This window comes from Rhodococcus sp. APC 3903 (assembly GCF_030407755.1).
GTDB lineage: Bacteria > Actinomycetota > Actinomycetes > Mycobacteriales > Mycobacteriaceae > Rhodococcus_F > Rhodococcus_F erythropolis.
In genome coordinates this window covers 138849-155007 of the sequence record NZ_JASDCV010000007.1, presented here as the reverse complement: position 1 = coordinate 155007, position 16159 = coordinate 138849, and the positions used below count along the sequence as shown (strand labels likewise).

9 protein-coding genes are annotated in these 16159 nt (G+C 65.0%); 3 read left to right on the top strand and 6 right to left on the bottom strand.

The window, feature by feature from the left end:
• Positions 1-32: 32 nt before the first annotated feature.
• Positions 33-488: a hypothetical protein gene (locus tag QMA15_RS12270; protein WP_029254716.1), complete on the top strand. Its 456-nt coding sequence runs from the start codon at positions 33-35 to the stop codon at positions 486-488.
• A gap of 177 nt (positions 489-665) precedes the next feature.
• On the opposite strand, the gene QMA15_RS12265 is transcribed toward QMA15_RS12270, so the two are convergent.
• On the bottom strand, positions 666-3848 hold the full coding sequence (locus QMA15_RS12265) for a (Fe-S)-binding protein (protein ID WP_279163199.1): 3183 nt from the start codon (positions 3846-3848) through the stop codon (positions 666-668).
• A 359-nt stretch (positions 3849-4207) separates the two neighbouring features.
• On the opposite strand from QMA15_RS12265, the gene QMA15_RS12260 reads away from it, so the two are divergent.
• Entirely contained in the window at positions 4208-4858 is a 651-nt protein-coding gene (locus QMA15_RS12260) for a glycine zipper family protein (RefSeq protein ID WP_021343217.1), read from the top strand.
• A 95-nt stretch (positions 4859-4953) separates the two neighbouring features.
• On the opposite strand, the gene QMA15_RS12255 is transcribed toward QMA15_RS12260, so the two are convergent.
• From QMA15_RS12255 to QMA15_RS12235, 5 genes are all read right to left on the bottom strand, one after another.
• Positions 4954-6264 carry a S1 family peptidase gene (locus tag QMA15_RS12255; protein ID WP_029254718.1) on the bottom strand — a complete coding sequence of 437 codons (1311 nt, stop codon included), beginning with the start codon at positions 6262-6264 and terminating at the stop codon, positions 4954-4956.
• A 224-nt stretch (positions 6265-6488) separates the two neighbouring features.
• Positions 6489-7829, bottom strand: a complete 1341-nt coding sequence (locus QMA15_RS12250) for a S1 family peptidase (RefSeq protein ID WP_019749373.1) — start codon at positions 7827-7829, stop codon at positions 6489-6491.
• Between the two features lie 109 nt (positions 7830-7938).
• Complete coding sequence (locus QMA15_RS12245; RefSeq protein ID WP_021343218.1) at positions 7939-9186, bottom strand: hypothetical protein; 1248 nt, start codon at positions 9184-9186, stop codon at positions 7939-7941.
• Positions 9187-9297: 111 nt separating this feature from the next.
• Positions 9298-11733, bottom strand: a complete 2436-nt coding sequence (locus QMA15_RS12240) for a LuxR C-terminal-related transcriptional regulator (protein ID WP_134998301.1) — start codon at positions 11731-11733, stop codon at positions 9298-9300.
• Between the two features lie 14 nt (positions 11734-11747).
• Positions 11748-13475, bottom strand: a complete 1728-nt coding sequence (locus QMA15_RS12235; protein ID WP_290284651.1) for an Hsp70 family protein — start codon at positions 13473-13475, stop codon at positions 11748-11750.
• Positions 13476-13810: 335 nt separating this feature from the next.
• Here QMA15_RS12235 and QMA15_RS12230 point away from each other — a divergent pair, with 335 nt between their 5' ends.
• Complete coding sequence (locus QMA15_RS12230; protein WP_020968773.1) at positions 13811-16096, top strand: IniB N-terminal domain-containing protein; 2286 nt, start codon at positions 13811-13813, stop codon at positions 16094-16096.
• The last annotated feature ends 63 nt before the right edge of the window (positions 16097-16159 follow it).

The window sequence follows — 16159 nt, the reverse complement described above, 5'->3', positions numbered from 1 at the left end:
AACCCCCAATCCTCAAACCCTTGGTGATACTTATGAACTCGAACATGACCTTGTCCGCTCTCACCACCCTCACCGGCCTCGATGTCTTCGACTACCTGGACCAGGAAGTGTCCATTCCTGTGATCGACGGACTTCAGGCGCAGGGCGATCTCATCGTGATCCCGTTTTCGCTGCTCGCAAATATCGTGGCGCCTCTGCCGTGGACACGCTCTGTGAGAGTGCCGCTCTCGGGAGTGGAGCTGCTGCGAAGCGCGGCGGGCGGTAACCCCCACAGTCTGGTTGCAGACGAAGGGGAGTGCACGTGGTCGACGCCGGTGAAAGATGCTCGGGGCCTTGCGCTCGGCATGCTCGACACCCGAGTGACCGCGTACCTGATCCATCCGGAGCACGGCGCGACCGGAATCGCTCCGGGGCGATACGTCATCGGACGGCAGCAGGAAAGGGGTGTCGGGCGTGCGCGCGGTGCGGTGATGCTTGTCGCAGATTGACAGGGCGACCTCGATTTGGCAGCGGGGGAGTGAGCACCACTTGTCCACGGCGAGCACCGCTTTCCGCGTAGAGCAAGGTGTGTTGAGTCGAGGGAAAGGGTGCTCGGTCGGGATTGGCTCCCCACACAAACACGAATGCCCTCACCATGACGGTGAGGGCATTCGCGTGTGGAGCGGTTACTTCTTGCGGCCGGGAGCCTTTGCGCCGGCCTTGAATCCGAGCCCACCTGCCTTGGGGGCGGGAGGCGCGGCAGCAGGCGTCGGAGCTTCCGCGGGTGCGGACGCTTCAGCAGGTGCTTCGGCGGCGGGTTCTGCCTTCACGGGTTCGGCGGCGGGTTCTGCCTTCACAGGTTCGGCGGCGGGAGCCGGTGCCGGAGCTGGCGCCGGGGCTGCAGCAGGAGCAGCCTTCCGAGCGCCGGGAGCCTTTGCGCCCGACTTGAATCCGAGTCCGCCGGCCTTGGCGACCGGTGGAGCCTTCGGGGCTTCCGCCTCGGCGGCCGGAGCCTCTGCGGGAGCCTCGGCGGGTGCAGCCGGAGCAGCGGCAGGTGCTTCAGCAGCAGGTGCAGCCTTCGCGCCAGGAGCCTTGGCCCCGCCCTTCATCTGCAGTCCCTTGCCGCCGGGAGCCTTGGCGCCGGACGCCAGGCCCAGACCCTTCGGCTTGGCGACGGGTGCAGCAGCTTCGGGTGCAGCAGCCTCAGCTGCCGGTGCTTCCGCTGCCGGTGCGGCAGCGGCCTTTGCTCCGGGTGCCTTGGCGGCGCCCTTCATCTGCAGTCCCTTGCCGCCGGGAGCCTTGGCTCCGCCCGCAAGACCGAGGCCCTTGGGCTTTGCCACAGGTGTGGCCGGTGCAGCAGCTTCGGCGGCGGGAGCTTCCGCGTTTGCGGCGGGAGCCGCCTTCTTGGCGCCGGGAGCCTTTGCCCCGCCGGCCATTCCGAGGCCCTTGCCTGGTGCCTTGGCGCCGGGAGCTTTTGCGCCTGGTGCTTTGGCGAGGCCCTTCATGGCCAGACCCTTGCCTGCCGGTGCAGCCTTGGCTTCCGGAGTCGCGGCGGCTTCCTCGACTTCGGCGACCCGATCCTGCTCGACGGTCTCAGCCTTTGCCTCAGCAGCGACCGGGGCCTTCTCACGCGGGATCACCTTGATGTTCTCGCCGAGCTGGGCGGGATCGAGGCGGGTGACGGAGTTCAGCATCAACTGCGCGACGTCGACGACCTCGACGCCTTCGCCCTGGCCTTGCTCCTGGCGGGCAGTGACGCCGTCGGTGAGCATGACGCGGCAGAACGGGCAACCCGTGGCGATCTTCTTGGGGTTGGTGGAGAGCGCTTCGTCGACGCGGTCGACGTTGATGCGCTTACCGATGTTCTCTTCCATCCACATGCGAGCACCACCGGCACCACAGCACATGGAACGTTCGCCGTGACGCGGCATTTCGACCAGCTTGGAGCCTGAGGCTTCCATGAGTTCACGGGGAGCGTCGTAAACCTTGTTGTGGCGTCCGAGGAAGCACGGGTCGTGGTAGGTGACGTCTTCGCTCACGGACGCAACCGGGATCAGCTTCTTCTGGCGCACCAGACGGTTGAGCAGCTGAGTGTGGTGCACGACCTCGTAGTCGCCGCCCACCTCCGGGTACTCGTTGCCGAGGGCGTTGAAGCAGTGCGCACAGGTGACGACGATCTTGCGCTTCTTCTGCTCGATACCGTCGAAGACCGAGTTGAGCATCTCGATGTTCTGCATTGCGAGCTGCTGGAACAAGAACTCGTTGCCGGCACGACGTGCGGAGTCGCCGGTGCAGGTTTCGTCGGCGCCGAGGACCATGAACTTCACTCCCGCGGTGGCGAGGAGTTCGGCGACGGCCTTGGTGGTCTTCTTGGCACGGTCTTCGTAGGCGCCGGCGCAGCCGACCCAGAAGAGGTACTCGTAGTCCTCGAAGCTGTCGGCGTCCTTGCCGAAGACGGGGATCTCGAAGTCCATCTCGTTGATCCAGTTGAGACGGTCCTTGGAGTTCTGGCCCCAGGGGTTGCCCTTGTTCTCGAGGTTCTTGAACAGGCCGGCGAGCTCGGAGGGGAACTCCGATTCGATCAGGACCTGGTAGCGACGCATGTCGATGATGTGGTCGACGTGTTCGATGTCGACGGGGCACTGTTCGACGCAGGCGCCGCAGTTGGTGCAGCTCCACAAGGTTTCGGCGTCGATGACCGGGGCCATCTCACCTTCGACGGTTTCACCGACGAGCTTGCGGTCGGCCTCGAGGCGTGCGGCCTCGGGGATGGCTGCGAGTGCGGCTTCCTTAACGTTGCCTTCGCTGTCGACGAGTCCGATCTCGTCGCCGCCCATGTCCTTGCGTCCACCAGCGAGCAGGTACGGGGCCTTGGCGTAGCCGTGGTCACGCAGCGACATGATGAGCAGCTTGGGGGAGAGCGGCTTTCCGGTGTTCCAAGCAGGGCACTGGGACTGGCAACGCCCGCACTCGGTGCAGGTGGTGAAGTCGAGCCAGCCCTTCCAGGAGAAGTCTTCGATGTTTCCGGCGCCGAGAGTGTCGGTGTCGGGGTCGACGTTCTCCATCGTCAGGACTTTGCCCTTGGACATCATGGGCTTTGCCGCGCCGAGCGCGACGGTGCCGTCGTCTTCACGCTTGAAGTAGATGTTGAAGAACGCGGAGAAGCGGTGCCAGGCGACGCCCCAGGTGATGTTGCGGCCCACGATCGCGAGCCAGATCATGCCGGTCATCAGCTTGACGAACGCGAACACCGAGATCATGACGGGGCTGGCGGGAAGCAGTTTGGCGACCTGCATGGTGAAGAAGTCGGTCCACGGGTTGGCGTGACCGTAGGTCGCGATCTTGCCGGCCTTGACCATGATCATGCCCAGGCCCTCGAGCAGGACGATGCCCTCGATGACGTAGGCGGCCTTGAAGTTGGAGCCGCCGAACCGGGACAGGCGCGCAGGCAGGCGCGGGTGGTTGAGCTGACGGATCACGATCAGCGTGGTGATACCGATGACGGTGCCGAGGCCCAGGATCTCGTCCCACAGGTGCCACGCCCACGTGTTACCGAAGATGGGCCAGTGGAACTCGGGGTTGAACGTCTGGCCGTAAGCCTCGAACCACAGCAGGAATCCGCCGAGGAAGCCGACCATGACGAGCCAGTGGGCCCAGCCGACGCTGCGGAACTTGTTCATGCGCGTGTGCGCGATGAACTCGATGATCATCTGCTTGAAGCGAGGGAAGAACGGGCGCCATCGATCGGGTGCCGACTGGCCGATGCGCACGGTGTTGAACATCCTCAGCGCGCCTGAGAGGAAGATGTACCAACACACCAAGCTCAGCAGAGCACCAATCGTGCCCAACGTAATCGTCAGGGCATTCATGTCGCGGCCTTTCGTTTCAGGGCGACGCGTCGGCCACCTCGGGACAGCCCACTGATACTAACCTGCGTTATGTTACCCGCCAGTAACTAGCATTACCAGCCTGTAGATACCGACTGGTAACCGCTCGTGGCCTGGAGAGATCAATCTTCTGCGTCGGACGGGCTTGGTCAAACGCAGACATGTCTGGTCGTCACGTTAGGCGGTGGCCGTCGGGCTCCTTTCTGTCAGGCAGCCCTAACTCGGTTTCCGGGCAGGTGAGGACAACCGACCGGCTGTTATCGTTACGCCCGTCACGCACAGGGGAAACGGGTGGTGTGAGTCATCGACTTGCGCCCGCTCGCTCCCGGGGAGGATCAAAAATGTTCATTCGTAAAGCTGCGGCCATCGCAGCGATGACCATTGCCGCTACGGGCATCGCTGCAGGTACTTCTTACGCAGCTCCGGAGACGTCACCCGACGTTTCGTACACCGCCGAGGTCGTCGACCAGGCTGTTGTCACCACAATCGATGCCGGGGCATTCCGGGTATCGGGTGACGGCACACACGTCGACTTGCAGAACAGCCAGGGCGCAACTCTCGTGAGCCTGCCGCTCGCGTTCAACCTCGGGGACGTTCAGTTCCCGTTCGACGAGACCATCAGTGAGGACGGCAAGACCCTCACCCTCAAGCCGAACCTGGACCCGGCCAGCTCCAAGCCGAAGCCGGTCGCTGCCGAGTTCACCCCGGTTGCTTCGCCTGACGAGGATCAGAAGGCAATCGAGAAGTTCCAGTCACAGCTCGGGCTTGCCACGCAGATCGGTAGCCTCACCGGCACGATCGTCGGAGCAGTCATCGGTTGCATCGTGGGTCTGCCCGGCCTGGTTATCGGCTGCCTCCCCGGCATGGTCACCGGTGCCGGTATCGGTGGAGTCGCCGGTACCATCCTCGCCGGCGGCGGAACCGCAATCGTCGCGGGCATGGACCTGATCAAGGTCCTGAACGCTCCGGCCGGAACAACTCTCTTCCAGTAAGCAGCTCTACCGGTTAGACGTCACGAACGCCGAAACGGGCGCCACACCTTCGAAAGGTGCGGCGCCCGTTTTGCTGTCTCGGGGAATGCGTGCGATCAGTAGTCGCGAACCTTCAGGCCTGGATTGGCGGCGAGGATGTCGTTGATCGGCGTCGCGTACTGCGTCGGTGCTTCTTGTCCGAACAACGTCTCGGCCTGAGCGATCTCGCAAAGGGGAGAGGTGGCGACGTTGGACGCACTCGTGATGCCCACTGCCAACGTTCCGGAGACGATGGGGCCACCGCTGTCACCCTGCAGGACGCAGATGTTGGTGGTGAAGCCGTTGTCGAGGGTGTGATCCAAGACCTTGGCGACGCGGTTGACGCCGGTGACGACGCCGCAGCTGAAGCCGGTGGTCGATCCCGCCTTGCAGACCGGGGCGCCCACAATGGGATCGGCGGTACCGGTGATATTGACCGAACGGTTGAACGGGACCCGCACGCTGTTGTTCTCGAAGCGGTACTTCGCGTTGTCGTCAATGTTGATGATCGAGTAGTCACGCCCGTCGAAGCTGCTCTTGGCGAAGTATCCGACGCGGGGCCCGGTCTGGTTGTTCACCATCGGGAAGACCTGGCTGGAGTTCGAGGTGCCGGCAGCGGCACGGTTGGGATCGCAGTGACCGGCGCTGATGTTGACCGTGCGTCCTGAACCGTCGGTGCCGTTGAAGCCGAATGAACAACGCAGTCCGGTGTTACCGGAGGTTGCGCCGAAGGCGTCTCCGCCCAGTGCAGCGTCGCCGGTTGCGGATCCGGTTGCGGGAATGAGGTCCGCGACGATCGGGGGAACCAGTAGCGGAGCAGCGGTGTGGACGACGGTCCGCTTCAGGAACTCAGGCAATTCGATGCCGGCAGCAGGATCGGCGGTGAGGGCGACTCCGTTGCCGACCACGTCGACGGCGATGCCACGCACGAGGTCTGCGACCTCGGCAGGCTGCGAATCGAGCCAGGTGTTGAGTGCCGAGAGTTGACCTTGCAGAGCCTGCTCGCTCTGCGCGACGTCCTTGACCTCGAAGCCGGCCTTCTCGGCGGCCTCGCGGGCAGCATCCTTGTCGCGACCGTCAGCGAGAGCGACGATGCCCTTGCCGAGGTCGTCGAGCCACACGCCGGCAAAAGAGTCGGGAAACTGGACGCGCGCGATGGCGGCGAACTCTGCGAGCTTCTGCGCGAGTTCGGAACGCGAGACGAACTGGTCGGGCGTCAGCGCCAAGTCGTGCTGTAGGGCTTCGGCGAGTTCGACGGGCAGATGGGCTGCCTGATCGGATACCCCGGATTCATTCGGTTCTGCGTTCGCGACCGCGGTAATCGGTCCGAGGAGCAGCAGCGCGGCCGAACCGAACACTGCGGCGCGACGTGCGATGGAGCTTCGCATGTGGGCCTTTCCACTTCGTTGACCGCGTACCACCCCCCTGGGAGCACACGGATACGGCTCACGGACTTGTGGTGAGCCGATCACAGTCGACCATGACTATATGGGTTCGAACGCGCTATTCCCACCCGTTACATGAGCAAACAGCGCTGACCCCGACCGACAACAGCACTGTGCCCGCCGATCAGAACAGATCGGCGGGCACAGTGCTGTGAATCAGGCGTTGGTCAACCCGCAGTGCGAACGCGGATTCCGGAACCGACACCGCCACCGGATGCACGATCTGCAGCGTCGAGGATGTCTCCGACCGGGATACCCAGATTCGAGGTTCCACCGGAGGTCGCGAGTACCAGGTTCGCTTCGTTGCAACTGGGTGCGCCGCTGCTGTTGGAACCACTGGTGATGCCCAGCGCCAGGGTTCCTGAGACGATGGCGCCGCCACTGTCCCCGGCGAGGGTGCACGCGGTACCGGCGAACCCGCGGACGGTTCGTGAATCGCCGTCAGCCATGACCAGTTGTGTTTCGACGCGATCGGCTGCCACGACGCCACAGGTGAAGGACGACGTCTGACCCGACTTGCAGATGGGAGCGCCGATCACGGGACGTGCTGTTCCGGTGATCGCGAGGGTGGTCCCGTTGGCACCGCGGACGGCAGCGCGGTCGAGGCCCGCGTCGATGCCCGACTGGTCGAACTTGATGACCGAGTAATCGAGATCACCGGCGTTGTTGCCGACGGAAGACTGTGAGAACGCGCCGATCAACTGACTGTCGTCGACGTTCGCGTGATTCGGCAGGTAGACCGGCGACTTCGAGCCCTCGGCCGGATTGCAGTGTCCGGCACTGATATTGAGTGCATTGTTCTGATCGTCGACGGCGTTGAACCCGAACGAGCAGACCGAGATGTTCTCGGTCGGCGTCTCGCGAATGGGTCCCGTCGACGTGATGTAGGTGTCGCCGCCGAGCGCTCCGGGGTCAACCGATCCGCCACCGTCCGGGCTGAGAACGATCTTGGTGTTCTCGAGCAGGGTCGGAAGATTGAGTGCCTGCCCGACGGGGCTGTTCGCAACGTCGATGACGACCTGATTGTTCAAGACGTCGATGGTCGCCGAATTGACTGCGCGTGATATTTCCTTGGGCAGCCCGGCGATCCATCCGTTTACGTCGGCCAGCGTCTTCTCGAGGGTGTCGGCGGAGACGGGGGCGACGTGGGTGCGGTATCCGTCGTCGGCCGCGATTCGAGCAGCTTCGGTGGTGGTGACGGCTACGACGGGTTGACCGTCGAGTCCCATCCACGATCCGGCGTAGTCGCCGGGGCGCTCGGACTTGAATTCCTGGGCGTACGCGCCGAGTTCCTGAGCTTTGGCAGCGCGGTCGAGATACTCCTGTGGGGAGATCTTCAGATCGCGTGTGATCGCCTCGACCAGCTCAGCCGGAAGCTGGTCGGCTTCGAGCTGTTCGACATGCGTGTCGGAGGCGGGCTCTGCCGATGCCGTCGTGGTGAATGGAGCTGCGAGCAGTAGTGCCGAGGCGCCGACCACAGCGGTGCGGATCGCCAACGAGTTACGCATGAAATCCCTTCAAGTCCCCGGCACCGAGCCGGTAGGTACCGCACCCACCATAGGGGAAAAGTTTCGACGAGGAATATGCGCCTCCTGTCTGGCTGTTCAATCTTTCTGTCTAACTTGGCATTCCGGGTCTCGGGGCCAATGGCATGACGGGCATGTCGGGATTCGGCACCACCGGATCGGTTGTGTCGGTCGGGTTGGAGGGCTGCGTCGGCGTTGTCTGTGTATCAGTGGGGTCGGTCACGGCGGGAGTGTCCGGGGTAGCCGGATCGACCGGATTCAGCGGTCCGACGACCGGCGGCAGGTTCTCGATCCGAAGGGGGTCGAGCTGGATGGTGATCGGCGATCCCTGTTGCGCGGGGACGTTCGCCGTAGTGGATTTCTCGGTACCGGTGCCCGGACTCGCCGGGATGGGCTGGGATTCGGATGAGGTCGATTCCGCGTCGGATGACCACGACTGCGCCGTCGGCTGCGCGCCGAGAGCGGGTACTTCCGACGGGAGCGAGGTCGCTGAGTGCGAAACCGTGCCGGGCTGACTCGCCGCAGTGGCGGGCGTGGTGCCGGTGGGCAGGGGAGATTGTGCGTCGAGAATCCCGGGCGCTGAAATGGTCGGAGTGTGTCCGATGATGACCGCGGCCGCGCACCCCGACACCGTCAGAAAGACTGCGGCGGCGGCTGCGGCGATGATCGGTCGGCGCTCCGACCGCCACTGACGATTCAGCCAACCGTCGACGCTCGGTGCTTTCGTGCCCGGTACTTCCACGCCGGATTCCGGCTCCGGTTCGATCAGGACGAACGGCGGAAACTCCTCGAGGGTGTCCTCTGGCTCGGCAAGATCGGTTGGCTCGGGTTCGGAACAGGTAGAGGTGATCGAGTAAGGCGCGGCCAACGCTGCGGCTCCGCGGGCTGCACTGTCGTCGGCATCCGGATCCGCGAGCCACGCCGCGGAGGCCTTCTCTTCCGGAATCAGTTCGACGCCGTCGAGATCCATGCTGTCGAGTGCGCCGCGCAGTGCGTCGACGGAATCGTTCGACCAACCTGCCGGGATCACCGCAGAGATGTTCAGGTTCTGATCAGTGAGTGTTCGGACCTCCTTGACCAGGCAATACATTGCTGTTGCTACGAGTTCCTCTCCTCGCGTCATGTGCTCGGAGAAGTTGTCGGTATCGTCAGTTCCGACCCTGTCGAGGAACCCGCGCAAGCCGGTTGACCCCAACGCGGTTTCACCTAGCTGCACGGTGCCGTCAGGAGCGTGGTGCAGCACCGATTCGCGTTCGAGGATCACTGGTTCCGAGTCGGGCTTCGCGATCGCAGCAATGCTTCGTTTATTGCCGACGGCGAGTTCGACTCCCCACTTCATAGCGATCCCCGTTTCACAGTTACCGAACTTTGCTCGGCATGCATGTCCTGATTCCTGTGAAAACTATCACTTAAACGGATATACGCAACCCTCCGGACAATATGCAGCTAACTATTTGTTCGGCGGTGTCATGCTGCGAAGGATGGTGAGCAGTTCCGAACGAGACTGCGCCCCGACGCGCCGCTTGATGCGTGCGACATGGTGCTCGACGGTTTTAGCGGAGATGTAGAGGCGTTCGCCGATTTCCCGATAGGTCAGGCCGACGACGACGAGTTCGGCAACTTCTTGTTCGCGCTCGGTCAGTACCGACGGTGGTGCCGCGCTGTCGGTCGAATCGGTTGCATTCGTCTCGGCCGTCGACGTTGTGCGTAGCGAGCGCGCAACGTGGAGCAATGCGGTGGCCGATTTGGTGTCCGGTGTGCGCAATGCTGCTTCGCCCGCCAAGCGGGCCGCGTCCCAGGGCAGCCCGATGCGGTTGAGTGTTCGCGCTGCAGCTTCCACGTCGTCTGCGTCGACGCTGCCCTGCATGAGTAGGAGCCATTGGCGTCCGGCGGTCGCCAAACCGGCTGCGTAAGTGTGGGTTTTGGCTGATTCCGCGAGTGTATGGGCGTGTGGAAGGAGATCGGCCGGTGACTGCGAGAGGATCGACGCCTGGACGCCGTACCAATGCAGCGGCGACGACCACAGCGGAGGCTCGCCGAGTGCTCGGAGGAGCGTGCGTGCGTCGTCGACCAGATGCTCGACCTGCTCGGCCTCGTCGAGTCGTACTGCCGCAAGCCACAGTTCGCCGATGGGAAGCAAATTGAAGAGATCCACGCTGCAGGACGAGAGGGTGCCGGCTGCGCCCGACCAGGCTCGCCGCAGCTGGGCGAGATCGCCGGAGCGTCGAGCGAGACCCACGATCATGGCATGCAGAAACAGTGCGTCACGCTCACGGAGGGGGCCGCGGACTACCTCCTCCGGTAGATCTTCGACAGCAGTGTCGTGCCCACGGGTCATCGCGATCCACGCGTCGAGAAGGTGAAGCCGCGCCCACGTGTGACTGCTTGCGTCGTCGGCGGCGATCGCGGCCGCGACGACAGCGGCGGCCCGTTCATGGGCGCCGTTGTGCAGGAGTGCAAGAGCTACCAGCGCCGGGGCGGAATCAGGCTGGAATTCAGATGTGCCGGAGCCGCCGGGGAGCGAAAGTGCGCGCGACATCGTGTTGAGCGCACTCGGTGCACTCCCCGTGACTGATTGCATCAGTCCATTGGCCAGTGTGGCAGCGCCGACAGTGGAGCTCGACGGTGATCCTGTGTGCCCGGTGAGCGCCGCGTTCGCGTCATCGACGTTGCCGATGCCGAGGAAGGTGATTGCGGCGAAGGGGGATTCGGTTTCGGTGCGCCCTGGCCCGAGCCAGGTGTAGAGATCTGCGGCGGCGCGGAGTTGGCCGCATGCTGCGGACGAAGCTGCGCGGATTCGCACCGCCGCAGCCAGTCTCGCGTTGTCGAGATCGGGTTCGGCGATGACGGAATCGGCCAGGCGGCAGGCAGTGTCGAGGTCACCACTCCGAGCCGAAACCTGGGCGTACAGCAGCGTGTCCGCCACGCCGAGAGGCTCGATCGAATTCACACGACGAAAAAGATCTGCCGCGACCGTCGGCGTGCTCGCGTCGACTGCGTCTCGTAGTACAGCCGTGAGATCGCGGTGGCGGATGCCGGAGTCGAAAAGTCTTCGTGCTGTATCGATATCGAGGGTTCTCGCGTTCGCTCGTGATTCGACGATTCTGATCAGCTCGCTGCGGATACGTCCTGTGCTGGTCGACTCTGCCACAACGCTCGCGACGAGAGGTGATCGCGAACCGAACAGTCCGGTGGCCAGTGCTCGGTCGAATGCCGCTGTGAGACTGAACTTCTCCTGCCCCAGATCGAGCTCGAAAGCGTCGATGTCCGGGACGGCGAATGAAACCTCGATGATCTCACGCTCGATCGGATGCAGAGCGGTGACCTGATGGAGGATGTGTGTGCGTACGGCTGTCGCCATTTCCGGGCGGCCCGCCGAGGCGGCGGCGAAATACGCTTCGACGGCCCCGAAGGAACCACCGGCCAGATGCTCGAGCGTCAGCACGGCACGATCGTCGAGCGGAACTCTTCGCTCCGCGGCGATCTTCCGAATATCTGACCGGTTCAACGGGTTCAGATGTAGGACGGTACCGAAACTCGAGATGTTCGAGTAGATCGGTGCGAGTGGAGGATCGATCCGATCGGAGGCGATGACAACTCCGAGGTCGTCACGTTGAACCAGTTCGTTCAGAGCACGGATTTCGTCGGAGGTCAGAGCCTGCGCGTCCGCGATCACCACAATCGCATCGGCCGGGGCGTCATGCGTGACGACGGTGACCACGGGTCTGTCACCAGATTCGATCCTCTTGCGCACCGCCCTCGTCACTTGGGGCCGAGCGCTGGCATCGGTCCCGGTGACGAACAGGCGCAGTGGCGATGCAGTCAGGTCGATGCCGCGCAAAAGTCCTGCAATGTAAGACGATTCGGTGCCGCTGTCACGGTTCATCGAAAGCCTGCCGGTCAGCGGATCGGCGCGGTGACGCCGCCGACGACACCACCGACCACGTTTCCGACACCACCGACGACGTTACCGAGACCTCCGACCACGCCGCCGACACCGTCCCCGACGCCGTCGACCAAACCGCCGACACCGTTGCCGATGCCGGTCGCAGCATCACCGATACCGGTTCCGACGCCTGCTCCGGGCGCGGGCGCGGGCGCCGGTGCCGGGGCGGGAGCCGGTGCGGGCGCCGGGGCGCCCGGTGCGGCAGGTGCAGGCGCCGACTGGGCGGTCTCACCTGGTGCGGGAGCAGATCCAGCTGGTGCGCCGGCAACCGGAACTGCCCCTGGTGCCGTCGTCGAACCGCCTGCGGCAGCAGGAGAGCCGGGTTGATTGTTCTGAGTAACGTTGTTCGCAGTCGTGGATCCGTTACCTGCTGCTTCGGCTGCCGTGGTGCTGCCGGGGGTAGAGCCCGACGTGGTCGAAGCGGTGGACGAGGTGGACTCACTGGTGGTGTCCGCCGAACTGGACGGAACGTTGATCTTGTCCATGGCCGTTCCGATTCCGAGTCCGCCTGCGGCGAGCACGATGAACGCTCCTACCACCGCAGCAACGACGCCCACCCTCGACGAGCGTCGAGTCGCCGTGTTCTCTTCCTCTGTCGGCTCGGCAAGCAACGGAGTGGAGAAGGCCGGAACCGGTGCGGGCTTGCGCGACGGCTCGGCGGGAATCACTGCAGTGGCGGCGGCCGGCACTTGCGAGTCTCGGGCGTCGAGGGCGAGTGCCGCGGCGCCGGACGCCGCGCACGACGCGGGATCGGCGTCGGCGATCACCGGAACACGAAGCTCCGCGGACAGTAGTTCGGCGACAAGGGGAATGGACGAGCTTCCGCCGGCCAGAACAACCTGATTGACATCACTGGACTCGACGCCGGCAGATCGCAGGCTTTCACGCACCAAGGCCACCGATTCGGTGAGGGCGGGCCTGATCAGATCCTCGAGCTCGGAACGAACCAGTCGAATGTCGCTGACGGCGCAGGGAAGCGTCACGCGAGCAACGGTTTCCGTCTCGGTGGAAAGTTCCTCCTTGGCTGCGCGGGCTTGCTCGCGCAGAGTTTCCAGCGCTGCAATCGTCTCGGGAGCAAAGGGATCAAGGGCTGCGAAGTGGTCGGAAACCGCATCGAGCAGGTGCACGGTGGCGAGGTGATCGAATTCGTCGCCGCCGATGTCCTCGCTGCGCAGTGGCTTTCCGAAGATCTCGCTTCGTCCGCCGGTCGTGGACATCATCGTGACGTCGAGCGAGCGAGCGCCGAGGTCGTAGACGACGGTCAGACCGTCGTTGGCAGCGTTTCCGGAAGCGGCGAGCCACGCCATGACGGCCGCGGGTTCGGCGACGAGAGTAGCCCCGTGAACCCCGGCGTCGTCCAGCGCGGACTCCATGGTTCGTGCTGTGTGACGATTCCACCCCACCGGGTGAGCCAGGACTACAGTTGGACCTTCTTCGCCGCCAGCCTGGCCGACGAGCGCGCCTACCGCTGTCGCTGCGAGAGCCTCGCCGCGGTACTCGGTACCGTCGGCGGCAAGTATCGGGATCGGGTCTCCGACGCGCTCGACAAATCCGGTGATGACGGTTCCGTCGTCCAATTGCAGCGCACTGGGTAAGCGGACCTGTTGCGTTTCACCGGTCGAGCTGTCGGTGACAGCTACGAGAGTGGCCGAACCGATGCTGATGCCGAGCCCTGCCGCCATGAACGAACTCCCCTGGTCGTGGGCGACAGAAGGACTGTCGCGGTTGTCTGCGATGTCGGTTTCAGGACCTAGATCGTTACCGGATCGGAGGCGTCGCGGCGAAGTAGGGGACCGATCCCCTAATCGGAGCAAATCCCCCTATTCCGAGCGGGCGTACCCCGTAGGGGGCTTCCCCGTCTGTCCACGCAGAAGAGGGGGGTGCTCCCCGTTGGCCCCAGTCGCAAAAGTTCTTAGCGTTGATTCCACTCGCTACCTCTGGCAGCGCACCAGTTTCCGGATCACCGGCAACAACCCACCGGCAACAACCCGGTCAACGAACTTCAGGAGAACCCGCCATGGCAACGAACGCCGTACTCGAATTCATCCTCGGGCTACTTCGTGACGACGAGGCAGCTGCCAACTACTGCGCCAACCCGACCGCGGCACTCAATGCTGCCGGTCTGTGCGACGTCAGCCCCGCCGACATCGTCGCCGTCGCTCCGCTGGTTGCCGAGTCCGGACTGTTTGCCGGTGGCGGCGCCGACCTGTCCGCGATCGTCAACGCCGGCGCGTCCGCTGCGGGTGCCATCGGCGGCGGTCTCGGAATCGGTGGTGGTCTCACCGGTGGACTAGGTGGCGGCCTCGGCGGCAGCCTGGGTCTCGGTGCCGGTGCAGGCCTCGGAGTCGGAGGCGCCCTCGGCGGCCAGTTCGACCTGGTCGGCGACTTCGCAGCAGCCCTCAGCGCTGCGCTTGCCATCGGCGGCGAGATCAGTGCCGACCTCGGCGCAGCCTTCGGCGCCGTCATCGAAGCCGGCCTGGGCCTCGGCGGTGCACTCGATCTCGAAGGAGCTCTCGATCTGGGCGCACAGCTCAGCGCGGCTCTGGGCGGCGCCCTCGGAGTGACCGGCGGTCTGACCGCGGAACTGGGCGCAGCCCTCGACGCCGCCATCGGTGCGGTCGGCGGACTCGACCTGACGGCGGGGCTCAGCGGAGCCCTCGCACCCGTCTTTGCCATCGGTGGCGACCTCGGAGCCGACCTCGGACTGGCTCTCGGTGGACTCCTCGGCGGCGCAGCAGACCTCAGCGGTCTCCTCGACATCGGCGGCGAACTGGGCGCGAGCCTGACCGGCGCACTGGAATCCGCCCTTGCACTGGGCGGCGGCCTCGATCTGGCCGGCGCTCTGACGGGCGACCTCAGCACGGCGTTGTCCGGCGCGCTCTCCGGTGTCCTGGGAGCCGGCGGCACGATCGGCGCCGATCTGGGTGCATCACTCGGCGGCGTCCTCGGAGCGATCACGGATGTCAGCGTTCTCACCGATATCGCGGGCGGCCTCGATCTCGGTGCTGCACTGAGCGGCGCACTCGGCGGAGCTCTCGGCGTCGGCGGCGGCTTGGAAACTGCACTCGGCGGCGCACTCGACGCAGCACTGGGCCTCGGCGGAGGACTCGACCTCGACGCCGTACTCGGCGGGGGTGCAGACCTGGGCGCGCAGCTCAGCGCGGCACTCTCCGGCGCCCTCGGTGCCGGCGGAACGGTCGGAGCCGACCTGGGCGGCGCACTCGGTGGACTGCTCGGGGGAGCACTCGACCTCGAAGGCGGTCTCGGCGCAGACCTCGCAGCGGCTCTGGGCGGCGGTGCGAATCTGTCGACGGCTCTCGAAGGTGTCCTCGGTTCGGCACTCGGCATCGATGCCGGGCTGGCGGGCGGTCTCGGCGGCGCACTCGACGCAGCGCTGGGCGCAGGCGGACTTACCGGAATCGACCTCGGTGGTGCACTCGGGCTGGGCGGCGAAGCAGGCTTGGCAGCCGGTGTGGCTGCGGCTCTCGACACCGCTCTCGCAGGTGCAGGCGGCTTGGGTGCTGTCGGTTCCGTGGGCACGGACCTCACCGGCGCGCTGGACGGTGCGCTGGGCGCCGGCCTCGGGCTGGGGGGCTCTCTCGACAGCGTTCTCGGTGCCGAAGGCGCACTCGGTGGAGCGCTGGACACGGCACTGAACCTCGGCGGAATCGACACCGGTTCGATCGGCGCCGACCTGCCCTCCGTCGACCTCGGCGCAGTGAACCTTGGCCCGATCTCCGCTGAACTGCCTTCCGTCGACCTCGGAAGCATCGCGGCAGACGGCCTGAACCTCGGCGGTGTGACCGGCGACCTCGGAGCAACGGTGGGCGGTGCTCTGGACGCAACAGCAGGTCTCGACGCAACAGCAGGTCTCGACGCCGCCACGAACGCTGCGGCCGGTTTGGGTGGGTCGCTCGGCGGAGCACTGAACGGCGTCACCGATCTCGGTGGATCGCTCGGCGGGGCTGTCGGAGCAGTCACCGACGTGACAGGTTCGATCGGTGCCGACGCAGCCGCGGCTGCCGGTGGCACCGTCGACGGTGGCGGTACCGTTGGCGGCGGCGGAGTCGCTGACCTGGGTGGATCCCTCGGTGGAGCAGTCAGCGGCGTGTCCGACCTGACAAGTTCCTTGACCGGTGCGCTGAACCCGTGGTCGTCGATCGATGCGACCGACGCTTTCGGTGCGGGCTCCGATTCGGGACTGAGCGCCGATACCGGACACTCGCTCTTCGCCGAGGATTCGGTTGCAGCACCGGTCGATCACATCGACCCGGTTGCGGTTGTCGATCACCTGCATCCCTGATCTGCTGACGCAGGAACTGAAATCGGTCAAAATGACCTGATGTAACAAATCCGGCCCTGCGTG

Bases quoted from the DNA above. Each gene is read 5' to 3' on its own strand.
- QMA15_RS12270 (WP_029254716.1), top strand. From the start codon at position 33: ATGAACTCGAACATGACCTTGTCCGCTCTCACCACCCTCACCGGCCTC.
- QMA15_RS12265 (WP_279163199.1), bottom strand. From the start codon at position 3,848: ATGAATGCCCTGACGATTACGTTGGGCACGATTGGTGCTCTGCTGAGC.
- QMA15_RS12260 (WP_021343217.1), top strand. From the start codon at position 4,208: ATGTTCATTCGTAAAGCTGCGGCCATCGCAGCGATGACCATTGCCGCT.
- QMA15_RS12255 (WP_029254718.1), bottom strand. From the start codon at position 6,264: ATGCGAAGCTCCATCGCACGTCGCGCCGCAGTGTTCGGTTCGGCCGCG.
- QMA15_RS12250 (WP_019749373.1), bottom strand. From the start codon at position 7,829: ATGCGTAACTCGTTGGCGATCCGCACCGCTGTGGTCGGCGCCTCGGCA.
- QMA15_RS12245 (WP_021343218.1), bottom strand. From the start codon at position 9,186: ATGAAGTGGGGAGTCGAACTCGCCGTCGGCAATAAACGAAGCATTGCT.
- QMA15_RS12240 (WP_134998301.1), bottom strand. From the start codon at position 11,733: ATGAACCGTGACAGCGGCACCGAATCGTCTTACATTGCAGGACTTTTG.
- QMA15_RS12235 (WP_290284651.1), bottom strand. From the start codon at position 13,475: ATGGCGGCAGGGCTCGGCATCAGCATCGGTTCGGCCACTCTCGTAGCT.
- QMA15_RS12230 (WP_020968773.1), top strand. From the start codon at position 13,811: ATGGCAACGAACGCCGTACTCGAATTCATCCTCGGGCTACTTCGTGAC.